The sequence below is a fragment of the Bifidobacterium tibiigranuli genome, from assembly GCF_022655035.1.
GTDB classification, from domain to species: domain Bacteria; phylum Actinomycetota; class Actinomycetes; order Actinomycetales; family Bifidobacteriaceae; genus Bifidobacterium; species Bifidobacterium tibiigranuli_A.
The window spans coordinates 12,693-28,770 of record NZ_JALCUA010000002.1; the positions used below are offsets into that span (position 1 = coordinate 12,693).

Consider the following 16,078-nt stretch of genomic DNA (forward strand, 5'->3'; position numbering starts at 1 on the left):
CATTGTATCAGCCGGCAACATCGCCGGATCTCCTAACAAATTAACACATTGCGGAGTCGACCGAGCGCCGTGCGCAAATTGCCGATTCACATATTGAAACAGGGACTTGTATTCGGACTTCTTGGGCGTGGTGCGTGAAAGTTCGAACACCACTACTTGTCGGAAGCCTCATCCATGTCCGCCACGTCCGGCTTCGGCGCGGCGGAGGCAAGGAATCGCTCTTCGCCGGGCAGCAGCGCGTTGAGGAGCACGGAGACGACGAAGGACAGCGCGATGCAGTTGCTGGCGAAGACGGACTGGAAGAGCGCAGGGAATTGCACGAAGATGCCGGAGACCTGCGTGAACCCGATGCCGACGGTCAGCGAAAGCGCGGCGATGGTGATGTTGCGCTGCGTGAACCCGGCTTCGGCGATCATCTGGAAGCCCGAAAGCACGATATTGCCGAACATCATGATCGTGCAGCCGCCGAGCACGGCCTGCGGCAGCGAGTTGAACACGCCGGCGATGGCGGGCACGAAGCTGGCGAGGACGAGGATGAGCCCGCCCGAGAGAATCACCTTGCGGTTGACGACCTTGGTCATGGCCACCAAGCCGATGTTCTGCGCGAACGACGTCAGCGGCAGGCAGCCGAAGGCGCCGGATATGGTCGAGATGAATCCGTCGCCGGCGATGGCCCCGGCCGTCTCGCGCTCGGTGGGAAGCCGGCTGAGGCCGACTTGGGACAGCGCCGCCGTGTCGCCGAGCACTTCGACCGAGGAGACGACGTAGAGCAAGGCAAAGGAAATAATCGAGCCGGCGTCGAAGGTCGGCGCGAAGGGCATCACATGCGGCAGGCTGACGACCTGCAGATGGGAGAAATCGGAGAAATCGACCTTGCCCATGACGATGGCGAGCAGATAGCCGACGACCAGCCCGAACAGCACGGAAAGCTGTTTGGCGGTGCCTTTCATGAGCAGCTGGAAGGCGAGGCAGGCGACCAGCGAGACCAAGGCCAGCGTGAGATTCTGCCAACTGCCGAAATCCTTGGCGCCGTTGCCGCCGCCGAAGGACGACGCGCCGACCGACAGCAGCGAGAAGCCGATCGAGGTCACGACGATCGCGGAGACGACCGGCGGCACGAAGCGACGCCAGAAACGCGCCGTCAGGCCGAGCAGCAGTTCGAGGAACCCGCCGATGATCACTGCGCCGACGACTGCGCCATAGCCTTTATGCGACACGATCGTCGTGGCCGCAGCCACATAGGTGAAGGAGATGCCGGTCACCATCGGCAGCCGGCTGCCGATGCGCCACAGGGGGTAAAGCTGCAGGCAGGTGCCCAGGCCGGCGACGAGCAGGCCGTTCTGGATGATCAGCGCCGACTGCTGCGCGTTCAGATGGGCGGCGGAGGTCACGAGAAATATGGGTGCCAGATTGGCGACGAACATCGCCATGACATGCTGCAATCCAAAAGGTATGCCGCGCCAGAAGGAAACGGGGCCGTCCAACGAGGACAGCGCCTCCATGCTCACGCCTCGGGATTGCTTCGGTTGCTGCTGTTGTGGCGTCTGATCGTCGGGTTGACTCGTGGTCATTGCTTCTTCTCTTCCGTTTTCCTTCTCGACTTTGTTCCTGCTGCAGCCTTGCGCAACCGCGAATAGATCAGGCGAATTCGATGGTGCCGGTCTCGGCATCCATCGAGCTGACGATGGCCAGCGATTCCACCTCGTAGCCCGCGTCGCGCAGTTCTCTGCCGCCGGACTGGAAGCCTTTCTCGACGGCGATGCCGATGCCTTCGATCACCACGCCGGCCTTGCCGCACAGTTCGATCAGGCCGTTCATGGCCTTGCCGTTGGCCAGAAAATCATCGATGAGCAGGATATGCTCGCCGGCATTGAGGAATCGCTTGGCGACGATGACGGGGAACTCGCGCTGCTTGGTGAAGGAGTAGATCCTGGTGACGTACTGCTCGCCGTCGAGATTGATGGATTGCGTCTTCTTGGCGAACACCACCGGCACATTGCCGAAATGCCGCGCCGCGCAGCACGCGATGCCGATGCCGGAGGCCTCGATGGTCAGAATCTTGTCGATATGCTTGCCAGCGAACAGCCTGGCCCATTCGGCACCCATATGGTCGAACAGCTCGACGTCGCACTGGTGGTTCAGGAAGGCGTCGACCTTCAGCACATTGCCGGGCTTCACCGTTCCGTCTTGGCGAATCCTGTCCTCAAGTTCCTTCATGGCCATCCTCTCGCACAATGATTGAATGCTGCGTAATGAATCTGCAATGACGACGCGACCGGCGCGTATGGATGTAGAGCTTAGCGCGAACGGCGGCCAGCGCACTATCGATGCGGGGTCAGCTGCGTCGACTGACGAGCTGATGTGGTAAACATGGTGTGCGCTGCCTAGAGTTGCCCTGATGGCGGCGGACGGCGGCGGACGGCAGCAGGATGCGGCAGAGCGCGGCAATCGCCCAGCAAAACAGCAGGACAGCAGGACAGCAGGGCAATAGCCGAAACGGCAACGGCAACGGCAACGGCAACGGACACATTTAGGCAAAACCATGAGAAGGGAGCGAAGGGTGCTGACAGATCCCGATTTCATCGCACGCGACGCGCAGGAGCTGATTGCGGATTTGAACCCCGAGCAGGCGCAGGCCGTGCAGTACGAAGGGCCGGCGCTGCTCATCGGCGCGGGCGCGGGATCGGGCAAGACGCGCGTGCTTACCCGGCGCATCGCATGGATTCTGACGCGCTTCGGCGCGTGGCCCAGCCAGATTCTGGCCATCACCTTCACCAACAAGGCCGCAGCGGAGATGCGCGAACGCCTTGCAACGCTTATCGGCCCGGTGGCCGGGCGCATGTGGGTCTCCACCTTCCATTCGGCATGCGTGCGCATGCTGCGGCGCGACGGCAAATCGATCGGCCTGAATTCGGGCTTCTCCATCTATGACACGGCTGACTGCGAGCGGCTCATCAAGCTCATCGGCGCCGACCTGAACATCGATCTCAAGCGCTACACGCCGCGCACCATCCTCAGCCGCATCTCCGACTACAAGAACAATCTGCAAAGCTGGCAGACCCAGCTCAAGACCTATGCCGCCGACTACAAGCCCGGCCAGCGCGGCTACCAGCTCGGGCGCTTCGGCAATGTCGAGGAACTGTATGCCGTGGTGTACGCGGAATATCAGCACCGTCTCGCTGCTGCGAATGCCGTGGACTTCGACGATCTGATCGTGCGCACCGTCGAGCTGCTGCGCAGCGATCCGATGGTCGCGGAGTATTACCATCACAAGTTCCGCTATATTCTCGTCGACGAGTATCAGGACACGAACCACGCCCAATACGAGCTCATCCGCGAGCTTGGCGGCGTGGATGCGGGGGAGCAGAGCGCTTCCAGCGCGGTCGCAGCAGGCAAGCAGGGACCGGCATGGGTGACGGTCGTGGGCGATTCGGACCAGTCGATCTACGCCTTCCGCGGCGCCGATATCAGCAATATCAGGGATTTCGAGAAGGATTTCCCGTGCGCGAAAACCATCATGCTCGAGCAGAACTATCGCTCCACGCAGACGATTCTCGACGCCGCCAACGCGGTCATCGCCAACAATGCAGACCGCAAGCCCAAAAAACTCTGGACCGCGCTGGGCAAAGGCGAGCCGATCGTGGGCTATGCGGCGGACAACGCGCAGCAGGAGGCTGCGTGGATTGCCGAGGAGATCGCGCGGCTGTCCAGCGAGGACGACGTGCAATACAGCGACGTGGCGATCATGTACCGCGCCAACGCGCAGTCGCGCTCGCTTGAGGAGGCGCTCATCAACGCCGGGATCCCATACCAGCTCGTGGGCGGCACACGGTTCTACGAGCGGCGCGAAATCAAGGACGCCATCGCTTACCTGCAGGCCATCGTGAACCCGGCCGACAGCGTGAACATGCGCCGCATCATGAACGTGCCCAAGCGCGGGCTGGGCGCACGGGCCGAGACGCTGGTGGCCGGCTACGCCGATACGCATGACACGAGCTTCTGGCAGGGCGTCGAGCATATGGACGAGATCGACGGCATGCCGACGCGCACCGCCAAAATGCTCTCCGGCTTCCGCGACATCATGCGCTCGCTGGCTGCCTTTGCGCAGAGTCACAACGACAAGCCTTCCGAGGTCGTCGCCGAAGTGCTGAACAAGTCGGGACTGCTGGCTGAGCTGCAGCGTTCCGAGGACCCGCAGGACGCCTCGCGCGTCGAGAATCTTTCGCAGCTGCAATCCGTGGCCGCCGAATTCGAGCAGAACACGCCCGACGCCACGCTCGGCGCGTTCCTCGAAACTACGGCGCTCGTGGCGGATTCCGACCAGCTGCCATCCGAAGGCGAAGACAGCGGCAAGGTCACGCTCATGACCCTGCATACGGCCAAAGGATTGGAATACCCGGTCGTGTTCCTCACCGGCATGGAGCAGGGGACCTTCCCACATTCGAGGTCGTTGGAGGACAACGACGAGCTGAGCGAGGAGCGCAGACTCGCGTACGTCGGCATCACGCGTGCGCGGCGGCGGCTCTACCTCACCCGTGCGGCCGTACGCGCCCAGTGGGGGCAGGCCAACGAAATGCTGCCCAGCCAGTTCCTTGACGAGATACCCGACACGCTGATCGAGTGGAAGCGCCGCGAAGCCAGCGCCGAGCGCATGCGTGCGGGCTGGCGTTCGGATGACGATGACGAATTCGGCGGCTGGGCCGATGACGACGACTTCTCCGGCGGCGGCTTCGGCGTCACGAGCCGCGGCGGGTCATCGTCTCGCGGCGGCGGTTCAAGCTATGGATCCGGTTACGGCGCGGGCTATGGCACCGGAAAGTCGGGGTATGGCTCCCGTTCTGGTTCCGGCTCGTATGGCTCCGGTTCGCGCTACGGCTCCGGATCAGGCTCATCCTACGGCTCGGGTGGTTCGGGCTCGGGGTACGGCTCGCGTTCCGGCTCCTCATCACGGCGCGGAAGCGGCTCCACCTATGGTGGCTCCGGCTCACGCGGCGGCAAGGTGACGACGCGCCGCATCGCGCCCACGGCTGCCTCCAAGGCGTCCCCAGCCTCCTCGATTGCCAAGGACAACAAACTGGACATCGCCGATTTCAGCATCGGCGACAAGATCTCGCACGATCAGTACGGTCTCGGCACGATTCTCGACACGCAGGACAAAGGCCGCAACTCGGTCATCACGGTCGATTTCGGCTCCGATGGCGTCAAGCGGCTTATGCTGCGCGTCGCGCCCATCGAGAAGCTGTGAAGCCGCCCACGTCCATAGGTGCCGTGTAAACTGGTCGATTGTGCCTGCCATCAGGTGGGCGCTATCTGGAGTCTTAGCCCATCAGTGGGTCGGCGGCGTCTTGCGCCGCTCGTGCCTGGCACGACGAAGCACTGGAGAGGCCGGCTCAGCGAGGGTTCGCCCGCGCTTCCGTTCAGATAACGACAGAAATATATAAAGGAACAAGAATGACTAACGTTCAGCGTTCTCGCCGTCAGGTGCGTCTTTCGCGCGCCCTCGGCATTGCACTGACCCCCAAGGCCCAGCGCATCTTCGAGAAGCGTCCGTATGCTCCCGGCGAGCACGGCCGCACCCGCCGCCGCACCGAGTCCGATTACGCCGTCCGTCTGCGTGAGAAGCAGCGTCTGCGCGCGCAGTACGGCATCTCGGAGAAGCAGCTTCGCGCCGCTTACGAGAAGGGCACCCACACCGCTGGCCAGACCGGCGACGCGATGCTCATCGATCTCGAAACCCGTCTTGACGCCCTCGTGCTGCGTTCCGGCTTCGCCCGCACCACCGCACAGGCCCGCCAGTTCGTCGTGCACCGTCACATCCTCGTCGACGGCAACGTGGTGGACCGCCCGTCCTACCGCGTCAAGCCCGGCCAGACCATCCAGGTCAAGGCCAAGAGCCAGACGATGGTGCCGTTCCAGATCGCCGCCGAAGGCGTGCACCGCGATGTGCTGCCCGCCGTCCCCGGATACCTGGACGTGAACCTCGCCTCGCTCAAGGCGACCCTGACCCGCAAGCCTGAGACCGAGGAAATCCCGGTGCAGGTCAATATCCAGTACGTCGTCGAGTTCTACGCTCGCTGATCTGGATCCTTCCCCGATAGGGACATACATCGAACGGCCCCGTGCATTCACGCATGGGGCCGTTCCTTTCTTCTCTTGCGATTCCGCATACACGAAGCCGACACGTAATCCGTAATATGCCCGTTACCTGCGAGACGTGCGCGTAACACGGCGGCAACACAACAATGTGGACGCGCTGCCATCATGATTTTTGTTTGATGCACCCGCATCATGCGGCGTAATGATTGCGTTTCCGCCGAATGCAAGGGCGCGTCGGCATCGGAGGCACAGCCAGCTGGACGCCGTGGGGAACCGCAGCAGTCATATGCGGAGAGGAAGAGGTATATGGCCCGATTACAACGAATGAAGATAGGGGCGGCACTGTGCGCCATGGCGGCGCTGCTAGTCACCAGCGGCTGCGGTTGGGGCAGAACGGTTGCCGAACGCGATGCGCAGGAGAAGAACGGCACGGCATCTGGAGATCATACGTCATGCGTAGACACGTCGGGCAGCGCCATAAAAATCGGATTCGTCAATTCTTTGTCCGGTACGATGGCTATCTCCGAGCAGACGGTCAGCAATTCGCTGCATATGGCGGTTGACGAGATCAATGCCAAGGGCGGCGTGCTCGGCAAGCAGCTGAAGATCGTCCAGCAGGACGGCAAATCAGAGCCGGCCGTATTCGCGGAGAAGGCCAAAACGCTGATCGAGAAGGAATGCGTCGCCGCGGTCTTCGGCGGCTGGACCTCCTCCTCACGCAAGGCGATGCTCCCCGTGTTCGAAGCGGATAATGCCCTGCTCTTCTACCCGTTGCAGTACGAGGGCATGGAATCCAGCCCGAACATCTTCTACTCCGGCGCCGCCCCGAACCAGCAGATCGTGCCCGCCCTTGACTATCTCAAGGAAAAGGGCTACAAGAAGCTGTTTCTGGTAGGCTCCGATTACGTGTTCCCGCAGACCGCGAACCGCGTGGTCAAAGCATATGCGCAGGGCAATGGCATGCAGGTGGTCGGCGAGGAATACACGCCGATGGGCTCCACCGACTTCACCACGATCGTCAACAAGCTCAAGTTCTCCGAGGCGGATGCAGTGGTCAACACCCTGAACGGCGATTCCAATGTCGCTTTCTTCAAGGAGTACAAGGCCTCTGGCCTCAAGCCCGCCACCACTCCCGTGATCTCCATGTCGATCGCGGAGGAGGAAGTCTCGGCCATCGGCGTCGACAACGTCAAGGACCAGCTGACCGCTTGGAACTACTACCAGACGCTTGACAACCCGCAGAACAAGAAGTTCGTTGCGGACTTCAAGGCCAAGTACGGCCAGAAGCACCCGACCTCCGACCCGATGGAATCCGCGTACACCTCCGTCTACCTGTGGAAGGGCATGGTCGAGAAGGCCAAATCCTTCCAAGTAGACAAGGTCAAAGCGGCCGCCGACGGCGTTACCTTCAACGCCCCGGAAGGCAAGGTCTGGGTAGATGGGCAGAACCACCACATCTACAAGACGTCGTATATCGGCAAGATCGGCGACGACAGACTCATCCACACCGTATGGAAATCCAAGGGGCCCATCAAGCCCGATCCGTATCTCAAAACCTACAGCTGGGCCAAGAGCCTGAGCGCAGGCACGGACAAGTAAAGGAAGGACTCGAAATGGGCATGATATTCCCTCAGATCGTGGCGGGGCTTTCCAACGGCTCGATTCTGCTGCTTGCCGCCCTCGGACTCTCATTGACCTTCGGTCAGATGGGCGTCATCAACAACGCGCACGGCGAGTTCATGATGGCAGGCGCCTACACCGCCTACGTCATGAGCACAGTGATCGGCAACAAGACGCTCTCGTTGGTCGTGGCGCTGGTGGTCGGATTCGTCGTGGCGGGCCTGCTTGGCCTGCTGCTCGATGCGTTGCTGCTGGAACGCATGCGCAGTCGGCCGCTGGACACCTTGCTCGTCACCTTCGGCGTTTCGCTCGTGCTGCAGCAGCTGGCGCGCGATATCTTCGGAGCCACGCCGGTCTATGCTTCGGCGCCTGATTCGCTGAGCAGCCCGGTGACCATGTTCGGCTACAGCTTCTCCTCCGGGCGTCTGTTCATCTTCCTGCTCTCGATCGTGTGCGTCGCCGCATTGTACGCGGTTCTCAAGCTCATGCCGCTGGGCCGTCAGATACGCGCCACTTCGGAGAACCGTGATCTGGCTGAGGTCTCCGGCATATCCACCAGGAAGGTCGATTACGTCACGTTCTTCCTCGGGTCGGGAATCGCCGGCATCGCAGGTGTGGCGCTGAGCCTGCTCAATTCCATCAGCTTCAACTTCGGCACGACCTTCATCGTGCAGGCCTTCCTCGTGGTCGTGGCTGGCGGCGTGGGCCAGCTCAAGGGCGCCGTGGTGGCCTCGTTCGTGCTGGGTCTGTGCCAGTCGTCCATCGAATTGCCGACTTCCGCTTCGATCGGCCAGGTCGCTGTGTTCCTGATCGTCGTGGCGTTCCTGCAGTTCCGGCCGCAGGGTCTGGTCTCCATCCGTTCTAGGAACCTCGCGTAGCAAGGGAGAGGCAATGAACAAGAATCTGAGTGATTTAACCGCCAAGTTCGCCAGGAACAAGGCACTTATCGGCACGGTCATCGCCGTGGTGCTGATTTTCATCGCGCCCTCCGTGATGAGCGTCTACAATCTCGGGCTGCTCTCGAAGTACCTGTGCTATGCGATGGTGGCCGTCGGCATCGGCCTCGCCTGGGGGCAGGGCGGCATGCTGACGTTGGGCCAGGGCCTGTTCTTCGGCTTGGGCGCATACGTCATGGCCATCCATATGAACCTTGAGGATATCGGCCCCGGCAAGGTGCCTGACTTCATGTCCCAGTATGGCATAACGAGCGTGCCGGGCTTCTGGGAGCTCTTCCGAAACCCGGTCATCGCCATCATCGGCGTCGCGGCCGTTCCCGGAATCGTCGCCGCGCTGCTGGGTTGGGCCGTATTCGGCCGTGGCGTGCGCGGCGCGTACTTCGCCATCCTTTCGCAGGCGCTGGTCGCCGCGTTCGCCGTGCTGCTGATCGGCCAGTCGAAGACCACAGGCGGCACCAACGGATTGAACAACTTCAAGGGCTTCTTCGGTTACGATCTCAACGATCCCGCCAACCAGCGGATGATCTTCCTCATCTGCGCGTTCCTGACGCTGGCCATGGTGCTTATCGTGCATTGGATTCGCAAATCCTTCATGGGCGACCTCATCATCGGCGTGCGCGACCAGGAGAACCGCATGAAGTTCCTCGGCTACAACCCCGCGTCGATCAAGGTCTTCGCATTCACGGTGGCTGCGATGTTCGCCGGCATCGGCGGGGCCATGTTCGTCCCGGTCGTCGGCATCATCTCGCCCTCCGACATCGGCGTGACCCCCTCGATTCTCATGCTCGCCGGCGTGGTGATCGGCGGGCGTACCACGCTGCTCGGCCCGGTGATCGGCACGCTGCTGGTGCGCTTCGCTGAAACACAGCTTTCCGAGGCCTATCCTTCCGCCTGGACCTATATCGAAGGGCTGATCTTCATCCTTGTCATCGCCTTCGTGCCTCTGGGACTGGGCCAGTTCAAGGGCGTATGGCCGTGGCTCAAGGAGAAGATCGGACTGGGCAAAGGGCAGTCGGACGGTAGCGAGCAAGGTGAGGCTTCCGGCAGTCGAGCTGCCAAGCATGCGGGTGTGGCTTCGGCAGCGGCGGCTGAGTCGGCGTCGGTTGCTGGGACTGGTGCTGGTGGTGCTACGGCTCCTTCGATTGGCACCTCGTCTGCTTCCGGTCCCCATCCGATGCAAGCGAAGGCGGTGAAGGCATGAGCGAGGAGAGCACTATGAATGTAACCACGCCTGTGGAATCGGGCAGCGGCTCCGCTCCGGCGTCGCAGGAGGATCTGGCCCAGTTGCGCGCCGAAATGGCGCAGATGCGCGATGAAGCCAAACGCATGCGCGACGAGGCCGAGCAGATGAAGGCCGAAATCGCCCAGGATCGCATCGCGATGAGCGATCAGCTCAGCGTGCTTGACGATCGCGGCGGGCAGTGGAGCGACTATCTGGAAATCCAGGGGCTGCACGTCGAATTCGACGGATTCGTGGCCGTGGATAATCTCAATCTGACCGTTGAGCATGGCGACCTGCGATTCCTCATCGGCCCGAACGGCGCAGGCAAAACTACCATCATCGACGCAATAACCGGCTTGGTGTCCGCCTCCGGCTCGGCCACGTTCCGCGGCGAGCAGCTGCTGGGCAAGAAGCCGAATGACATCGTCAAGCTTGGCGTCGGGCGCACCTTCCAGACCGCATCGGTGGTCGAGGAGCTTTCCGTGGTGGAGAACCTGCAGCTCGCCGAGGGCTTCCGCAGGAAAAGCCGCGAGCTGTTTCGCACCATGGGCGCGCCATCGCAGAATGTCACGTACATGATGGACGTGTGCAATCTCGCCGACGATGCCGACAAGCGCGCCGGCATCCTGCCGCACGGCAAGAAGCAGTGGCTGGAAATAGGCATGCTGCTCGTGCAGGACGCGCATCTGCTGCTGCTCGACGAGCCGGTCGCTGGCATGACCCCGGCCGAGCGCCTGCAGACGGGCGAGCTGCTCAAGCGGTGCAGCAAGAACCGCACGGTCATCATCGTCGAGCACGACATGGATTTCATGCGCCAGTTCGCCGACTCGGTCACCGTGCTCAATCAAGGCACCGTGCTCGCCGAAGGCTCGGTCGAGGATATCCAGAACAACGAGGAAGTCGTGCGCATCTACCTCGGCGGCGGGGAATGACCGGCGTCGGTCTGCATCCGTCCGCGATTCGCTTCGACACATCCGAAACAGGAGCGAGCTGCGGACGAGGCGCAGACGGCAGGCGCTGAGCGGAACAGCCTGCAGCATAAGACGGCATAAGACAGAGGGTAAGGAACGCATATGGCAATGCTGGAAGTCAAAGGGCTCGATACGGGCTACGGCAAGGTGACCGTCGTCAACGGCATCGATTTCGATGTGAACGCCGGCGAATGGGTGAGCATCGTCGGCAACAACGGGGCCGGCAAAACCACACTGCTCAAGGCGCTGCTCGGGCTGCTGCCCACGAGTGCGGGGTCGGTGGACTTCGACGGCACGGACATCACCCGCACCGCGCCGAATCAGCGCATCCGCAAGGGCATGGCCTTCGTGCCGCAGGGGCAGCAGTCCTTCGGCACGATGAGCGTGGACGAGAACCTGCATGTGGTGGCCGACCGCTACGGTTCCGAGGCGAAGGAGCGCTACGACGAGGCCGTTGCGATGTTCCCCATCCTCAAGGAATTCGCGGGCCGACGAGCCGGGCTGCTCTCCGGCGGCCAGCGCCAGCAGCTTTCGATCGCGCGTGCCCTGATCACTCGCCCCAAGCTCATGATCCTGGACGAGCCTACCGAAGGCATCCAGCCGAATATCGTGGCCGAAATCCAGCAGGCCATACGCGCTATGGCCGAAGACAAGGGCATCGGCGTGATTCTGGTCGAGCAGAAGGTCCAATTCGCTATCGAACGCGCCGACCGGTACTACGTGCTCGCCTCCGGCCGGTTCATCGCTTCCGGCGAAGGTGGCCCCGACCAGGTGGAAGCCGCGAAGGAAGCCATGCGCGTGTAGGGGGGGGCTGCTTGCGTGGCTGCGCGTGTGGCAGATTACGCGGCAGGTTGCGTGTGGCTGCTTGTACGGCAGTTTGCGTCGCCTTTTAGCCGCTATCGTGACCCTACCGTGCAAAAGGTAACGTTAATGGTCTGTTCTGCGTAACCTTTTGCACGGTAGAGTCGGGTTGCCGTGCAAAAGGCGACGCATATGCGTTACAACCCCCGCATGATAACGGAGCTTATGCGGGATTCGCGTCGTTTGAACGGCCTGAAACGTTACAATGCCCGCACTGTCTTGATAGTGCGGGCATTGTAACGTTTGACCCCGTGGGGAGCGCGACGGCTCTGGAACCCCAATGACCAAACCTGGCAAACTCGGTTAAATTCAGTTAAGTGGGGAAAAGTGGTGTAAACTACATTTTTAGGTGGATAAAAATGTAGTTTACACCACTTTTCCATAGATAAGGGTTGATGATGCTACGTCGAAGCATAATGAATCAGCTGATCAGCTGGGCTGACTCACGTGAGCGCAAGCCCTTGCTGCTGTACGGCGCACGGCAAACGGGGAAGACCTTTCTGCTCAACGAGCTGGCGGCAAAGACTTTTCCTGGCGACTCCGTGCGCTTCGATTTGGAACGGGACGCTCGTGCTCGGCAGGCTTTTGAGTATGACCTCAACCCGGAGGCGTTGATTCGTCGTCTTTCGCAAGTGGCAGGCCAGCGTATCGACTCCGAACGCACGCTGCTGATTCTCGATGAGGTGCAATCTTCGAACCGTGCTTTGACCTCGCTGAAGTATTTTTGCGAAGATATGCCGCAGCTGCATGTAGCTGCAGCAGGCAGTCTGCTGGGCGTTGCCGTTAACCAGCAGGGGTTTAGCATGCCGGTAGGCAAGGTGCAGACGATGACGCTTCATCCTATGAGCTTTGACGAATTCCTTGATGCGATGGGGGATGGCGGCATTATTCCCGAAATCCGGGATTGCTATGAGCGTGCGGAGGCGTTTTATCTGCATGATGCGATGCTTGAACGCTTCTGGCAGTATGTGATTGTCGGAGGCATGCCGGAGGCGGTCGCCAGATTCGCCGAGGACGGTGACTATGCTGCTGCCCGCGATGTGCAGTCGACCATAATCGATCTGTATGTGGCCGATATGGCGAAATATGCGACGCCAACGGAAACCGCTCGCATTCGCGATACGTGGAACAGCATCCCCGCGCAGCTTGCCAAGGAGAATCACAAGTTCCAGTACAAGCTGGTGAAAAGCGGCGGACGGGCTTCGCTGTATGCCTCATCGATTGCATGGCTGATGGCAGCCGGTCTCGTGGAACGATGCGCGCGGGTAGCCAGCGGACGGCTGCCACTGGCCATGCATGAGGATGCCTCGGCGTTCAAGATTTATATGTCCGACACAGGGCTGCTGTCGGCTCGTGCGGAACTGGACCCCTCCACGCTGCTGGATGCAGATTATCGCAAACAGCTTGATCTCGGCGGCATCGTTGAAAACTACGTTGCGCAGGCATTGGCAGCTAACAACATTGCGTTGCGCTATTGGACAAGCGGCAATCTGGCAGAGGTGGATTTCGTCATGCAGCCGCATGATTCGACCAGTGCCATGCCGATTGAAGTCAAGTCGTCGGATAATACCAGGTCGCGCAGCCTTGCAACATATCGCAGCAAATACGAACCAACTGAGTCCATGCGGCTTTCGACCAAGAACTTCGGAGTGGATAACGGTATCCGCAGCGTGCCGCTGTATGCGGCATTCTGCATCGGAAGGTGAGTCGGCGTGGAAATCTGCCGTTCTTATTGGCGTTCTACAATATGCTGTATTTGGCAATTCATGCTGACGCGAGGATAGGGGCGTGATGAGACTTACTCCACGGGAAACCGACAAACTGATGCTGTATGTGGCTGGGCGGCTCGCCGAGGATCGCAAGGCCAGAGGCGTGAAGCTCAACTACGTGGAGGCGGTTGCGCTCATCGCCTCGCAATGCGTGGAGCGGGCGCGCGAAGGCTCCACCGTGGCCGAGCTGATGGCGTACGGACGCACGCTCCTGAAGCCCGAGGATGTGATGGATGGCGTTGCGGAGATGCTTGACGTGGTGGAGGTGGAAGCCACCTTCCCGGACGGCACGAAGCTCATCTCCATCCACAACCCCATCGAAACCACCGAGCAGCTCGTCCCCGGCGAGTACCTGCTTGCCGACGACGACTTGGAGCTGAACGACGGCACTGACGCCATCGAGCTCGATGTGGTCAACACGGCGGACCGGCCGATTCAGATCGGCTCGCATTTCCACTTCTTCGAAGTCAACAAATACCTGAAATTCGACCGCAAGGCCGCTTATGGCAAGCACCTCGACATCGCGGCGGGCACGGCCGTGCGTTTCGAACCGGGGGAGGCGCACCGGGTGCGGCTCATCGACATCGGCGGCACGCGCGAGATTCACGGTTTCAACACGCTGGTGGAAGGCAAGCTGGATGATCCGACGGTGCGCGAGGCGGCGTTCGCCAAGGCGCACGAACAGGGATTCCTAGGGATTTAAGGGCGAAGGGGCGTTAAGGATATGAAAACCATCACACGCAGCGACTATGCGGGCATGTTCGGGCCGACCACCGGCGACCGCGTCCGGCTTGGCGACACCAGCCTGATCATCGAAGTCGAACGCGACTACACGCATTACGGCGACGAGCTCAAATTCGGCGGCGGCAAATCCTTCCGCGACGGCATGGGGCAGTCCTCCGTCCAAAGCGACGCCGAATCGCCCGACACCGTCATCACCAACGCCCTTATCGTGGACTACACGGGCATCTACAAGGCTGATATCGGCATCAAGAACGGCCTGATCAGCGCCATTGGTAAGGCGGGCAACCCGCAGACCATGAGCGGCGTGACACCTGGGCTTGAGGTCGGGTCGGGCACCGAGGCGCTTGCCGGCGAAGGGCTTATCGTCACCGCAGGCGGCCTGGACACGCATATCCACTTCATTTCGCCGCAGCAGATACGCACCGCGCTCGCCGGCGGCGTGACCACGATGCTGGGCGGCGGCACCGGCCCGGCCGATGGCACGAACGCCACGACCTGCAATCCCGGCGCATTCCACCTGACCCGCATGATCGAGGCGGCCGAGGCGCTGCCCGTGAACATCGCATACCTGGGCAAAGGCAATGATTCCAGCCCCGAACCGCTGCGCGAGCAGATTCGCGCCGGGGCGGCGGGATTGAAGATCCACGAAGACTGGGGCTCGACCCCGGCGGTGATCGACACCTGCCTCGGCGTGGCCGACGAAACCGATACGCAAGTCGCCATCCACACCGATACGCTGAACGAAGGCGGCTGCGTGGAGGACACCATCGCCGCGTTCAAAGGCCGCGCGATCCACACCTACCACACCGAAGGCGCAGGCGGCGGGCACGCGCCCGACATCATCCGCGCCGCAGGCTTCCCCAACGTGCTGCCCAGCTCGACCAATCCGACGATGCCGTTCACGCGCAACACCATCGACGAGCATCTCGACATGATGATGGTCTGCCACCACCTCGACCGCAACGTGCCCGAGGACATCTCCTTCGCCGACTCGCGCATCCGCCCCGAGACGATCGGCGCCGAGGACGTGCTTCATGACATGGGCATCATCTCTATGATGAGCTCCGACTCGCAGGCTATGGGCCGCGTCGGCGAGGTCATCACCCGCACCATCCAGACTGCCGACAAGATGAAGAAGCAGCGTGGCGCCTTGCCCGAGGACGAGCACGACGGCAACCGCAACGACAATTTCCGCGTGAAGCGCTACGTCTCGAAATTCACCATCAACCCAGCCATCACGCACGGCATCGCGCAGTACGTTGGCTCCATCGAAGTCGGCAAGATGGCCGATCTCGTGCTCTGGCAGCCGTCCATGTTCGGCGCGAAGCCCGAGATGGTGGTCAAAGGCGGTTCCATCGCCTACTCGCGCATGGGCGATGCGAACGCCTCGATTCCGACCCCCGAGCCGGTCTACTACCGCGATATGTTCGGGGCGCTGGGCCGCGCGCTCGGCAAATCCTGCGCCACTTTCGTCTCGCAGGCCGCCTATGACGACGATATCAAAGGCAAGCTCAGTCTTTCCCGCCAGGTGCTGCCCGTGCACGGCTGCCGCACCGTGGGCAAGAAAGACTTGAAATTCAACGACGTCCTCGCTGACATTCAAGTCGACCCCGAGACCTTCCGCGTGACAGTCGACGGCGAACTCGTTCACTCCGACCCCGCCTACGAGTTGCCCCTGACCCAGCGGTACTTCCTGTTCTGAGTGCAGGGGCGGAGGGTATGGAATATGGATAGCATATGCTAGGCTTCTTCTTGAAAGCCGAGACGCGCAGTTGAAACTTTCCGTGTTGGTCCTCACGATAAACGAAACTGTCGCCTGATGCGAAGGGCGTCAGAGGT

12 protein-coding genes are annotated in these 16,078 nt (G+C 61.5%); 10 read left to right on the plus strand and 2 right to left on the minus strand.

Annotated elements, in window-relative coordinates; genetic code table 11:
- Nucleotides 1–152: 152 nt before the first annotated feature.
- Nucleotides 153–1,502: a nucleobase:cation symporter-2 family protein gene (locus LKK40_RS02675; protein ID WP_304309495.1), complete on the minus strand. Its 1,350-nt coding sequence runs from the start codon at nt 1,500–1,502 to the stop codon at nt 153–155.
- A gap of 136 nt (nt 1,503–1,638) precedes the next feature.
- Entirely contained in the window at nt 1,639–2,217 is a 579-nt protein-coding gene (locus LKK40_RS02680) for a xanthine phosphoribosyltransferase (protein ID WP_273192733.1), read from the minus strand.
- Between the two features lie 325 nt (nt 2,218–2,542).
- Between LKK40_RS02680 and LKK40_RS02685 the strand changes: the two genes are divergently transcribed.
- From LKK40_RS02685 to ureC, 10 genes are all read left to right on the plus strand, one after another.
- Nucleotides 2,543–5,245, plus strand: a complete 2,703-nt coding sequence (locus tag LKK40_RS02685) for an ATP-dependent helicase (RefSeq protein ID WP_434735114.1) — start codon at nt 2,543–2,545, stop codon at nt 5,243–5,245.
- A 206-nt stretch (nt 5,246–5,451) separates the two neighbouring features.
- Nucleotides 5,452–6,078: a 30S ribosomal protein S4 gene (rpsD, locus tag LKK40_RS02690; RefSeq protein WP_024462929.1), complete on the plus strand. Its 627-nt coding sequence runs from the start codon at nt 5,452–5,454 to the stop codon at nt 6,076–6,078.
- Between the two features lie 324 nt (nt 6,079–6,402).
- Complete coding sequence (urtA, locus tag LKK40_RS02695) at nt 6,403–7,695, plus strand: urea ABC transporter substrate-binding protein (RefSeq protein ID WP_304308998.1); 1,293 nt, start codon at nt 6,403–6,405, stop codon at nt 7,693–7,695.
- Between the two features lie 14 nt (nt 7,696–7,709).
- Nucleotides 7,710–8,594, plus strand: coding sequence for an urea ABC transporter permease subunit UrtB (gene urtB / locus LKK40_RS02700; protein ID WP_304309000.1), 885 nt, complete (start codon nt 7,710–7,712; stop codon nt 8,592–8,594).
- Nucleotides 8,595–8,607: 13 nt separating this feature from the next.
- Nucleotides 8,608–9,873 (plus strand): urea ABC transporter permease subunit UrtC, encoded by a 1,266-nt coding sequence (urtC, locus tag LKK40_RS02705; protein ID WP_304309002.1) that lies wholly within the window; start codon nt 8,608–8,610, stop codon nt 9,871–9,873.
- A 14-nt stretch (nt 9,874–9,887) separates the two neighbouring features.
- Nucleotides 9,888–10,826, plus strand: a complete 939-nt coding sequence (gene urtD, locus LKK40_RS02710; protein ID WP_304309004.1) for an urea ABC transporter ATP-binding protein UrtD — start codon at nt 9,888–9,890, stop codon at nt 10,824–10,826.
- Nucleotides 10,827–10,967: 141 nt separating this feature from the next.
- Nucleotides 10,968–11,669, plus strand: coding sequence for an urea ABC transporter ATP-binding subunit UrtE (gene urtE, locus LKK40_RS02715; RefSeq protein ID WP_226839075.1), 702 nt, complete (start codon nt 10,968–10,970; stop codon nt 11,667–11,669).
- 473 nt (nt 11,670–12,142) lie between these two features.
- Nucleotides 12,143–13,432, plus strand: a complete 1,290-nt coding sequence (locus LKK40_RS02720) for an ATP-binding protein (RefSeq protein ID WP_304309008.1) — start codon at nt 12,143–12,145, stop codon at nt 13,430–13,432.
- Between the two features lie 85 nt (nt 13,433–13,517).
- Nucleotides 13,518–14,198, plus strand: coding sequence for an urease subunit gamma (gene ureA / locus LKK40_RS02725; protein WP_304309496.1), 681 nt, complete (start codon nt 13,518–13,520; stop codon nt 14,196–14,198).
- Between the two features lie 21 nt (nt 14,199–14,219).
- Nucleotides 14,220–15,941, plus strand: coding sequence for an urease subunit alpha (gene ureC, locus LKK40_RS02730; RefSeq protein ID WP_304309010.1), 1,722 nt, complete (start codon nt 14,220–14,222; stop codon nt 15,939–15,941).
- Nucleotides 15,942–16,078 lie beyond the last annotated feature (137 nt).